This is a genomic window from Ruminococcus sp. N15.MGS-57 (assembly GCF_000980385.1).
Taxonomy (GTDB): domain Bacteria; phylum Bacillota; class Clostridia; order Oscillospirales; family Ruminococcaceae; genus Hominimerdicola; species Hominimerdicola aceti.
Window position 1 is genome coordinate 1 of record NZ_LARF01000088.1, and the last position, 2016, is coordinate 2016.

The 2016-nt window shown below is 49.2% G+C and carries 1 protein-coding gene, 3 tRNA genes and 2 rRNA genes; all 6 read right to left on the bottom strand.

Annotated elements, in window-relative coordinates:
- A 23S ribosomal RNA gene (locus tag WS40_RS10390) occupies nt 1-230 on the bottom strand; the annotation flags it as partial.
- Between the two features lie 99 nt (nt 231-329).
- The gene (locus WS40_RS11685; protein WP_325208538.1) at nt 330-464 is read right to left on the bottom strand and encodes a hypothetical protein; all 135 of its coding nucleotides are present in this window, start codon (nt 462-464) and stop codon (nt 330-332) included.
- A 31-nt stretch (nt 465-495) separates the two neighbouring features.
- Nucleotides 496-572 (bottom strand) — tRNA-Ile (locus WS40_RS10395).
- Nucleotides 573-575: 3 nt separating this feature from the next.
- Nucleotides 576-651 (bottom strand) — tRNA-Ala (locus tag WS40_RS10400).
- A 7-nt stretch (nt 652-658) separates the two neighbouring features.
- Nucleotides 659-735 (bottom strand) — tRNA-Ile (locus tag WS40_RS10405).
- Between the two features lie 79 nt (nt 736-814).
- Nucleotides 815-2016 (bottom strand): 16S ribosomal RNA (locus WS40_RS10410); the annotation flags it as partial.

Sequence of the window (2016 nt, forward strand, 5' to 3'; positions counted from 1 at the left end):
TCGGTTGATTTCTCTTCCTCGCCCTACTTAGATGTTTCAGTTCAGGCGGTTCCCCTCCATACGCTATGAATTCACGTATGGATACATGAACTACTTCATGTGGATTGCTCCATTCGGAAATCTGCGGATCAAAGCTTGCTTACAGCTCCCCGCAGCTTATCGCAGTTAACCACGTCCTTCATCGGCTCCCAATGCCAAGGCATTCACTCTGCGCTCTTCTTTGCTTTACCATTTGTTCGTTTGGTTCTTCTCAGAATTTTCGCGTCCAACTATTTGTAGTATTTTTTACCCAACATTTTGGTTATTCACCTTCATGTCGTTGTTTCTACTTACTCGTAGTTTTCACTTGCATTTGCTTTCATTATTCTGTTTTCAAGCTGCACTTTTTTCTGTCCTTTTCCAAGAACAGATATCAACAGATGATCTTTTTCATCTACTGATATTTGCTCTTGCAAGCAAGACATTTGCTTTTTCCTTAGGTTACCCTTTGGTAAGTGGTGGGCACAAATGGACTCGAACCATCGACCTCACGCTTATCAGGCGTGCGCTCTAACCACCTGAGCTATGCGCCCTTATGGTGGAGATGAGGAGGATCGAACTCCTGACCCCCTGCTTGCAAAGCAGGTGCTCTCCCAGCTGAGCTATACCCCCGATAAAGTGGTGGGTCTGGGAAGACTTGAACTTCCGACCTCACGCTTATCAGGCGTGCGCTCTAACCACCTGAGCTACAAACCCTTAAACTTTAAGGATCTCTCACCAGTTATCTTAGTTTAAGAGGATACGTAGACGGTACCTAATATTCTTTTCGTCTTTGAAAGGAGGTGATCCAGCCGCAGGTTCCCCTACGGCTACCTTGTTACGACTTCGCCCCAGTCGCTGACCCTACCGTGGTCGCCAGGCTCCCTTGCGGGTTACCTCAACGCCGTCAGGCAGAACCAACTCCCATGGCGTGACGGGCGGTGTGTACAAGACCCGGGAACGTATTCACCGCGGCATGCTGATCCGCGATTACTAGCGATTCCAACTTCATGTACTCGAGTTGCAGAGTACAATCTGAACTGAGACAACTTTTTAAGATTGGCTCGACCTCGCGGTCTCGCTCCCCTCTGTAGTTGCCATTGTAGCACGTGTGTAGCCCAACTCGTAAGAGCCATGATGACTTGACGTCATCCCCACCTTCCTCCGGCTTATCACCGGCAGTCCTATCAGAGTGCCCAGCTCTACCTGATGGCAACTGATAGCAGGGGTTGCGCTCGTTGCGGGACTTAACCCAACATCTCACGACACGAGCTGACGACAGCCATGCAGCATCTGTCACTTATCCAGCCTAACTGAAAGAAATCATCTCTGATCTCCCCGATAAGGATGTCAAGAGTTGGTAAGGTTCTTCGCGTTGCATCGAATTAAACCACATGCTCCACCGCTTGTGCGGGTCCCCGTCAATTCCTTTGAGTTTTAATCTTGCGACCGTACTCCCCAGGCGGAGTGCTTAACGCGTTAACTTCGTCACCGATTTTACACCGACAACAAGCACTCATCGTTTACAGCATGGACTACCAGGGTATCTAATCCTGTTTGATCCCCATGCTTTCGAGCCTCAGCGTCAATATACAGCCAGATAGTCGCCTTCGCCACTGGTGTTCTACCCAATATCTACGAATTTCACCTCTACACTGGGTATTCCACTATCCTCTCTGTAATTCTAGCCACATAGTCATAATGGCAATTCCAAAGTTAAGCTCTGGGATTTCACCACTATCTTACATAACCGCCTACACTCCCTTTACGCCCAGTAATTCCGAACAACGCTTGCCCCCTTCGTATTACCGCGGCTGCTGGCACGAAGTTAGCCGGGGCTTCTTTAGGTGCTACCGTCATCATCGTCACACCCGAAAGAGCTTTACAATCCGAAAACCTTCTTCACTCACGCGGCATGGCTGGGTCAGAGTTGCCTCCATTGCCCAATATTCCTCACTGCTGCCTCCCGTAGGAGTTTGGACCGTGTCTCAGTTCCAA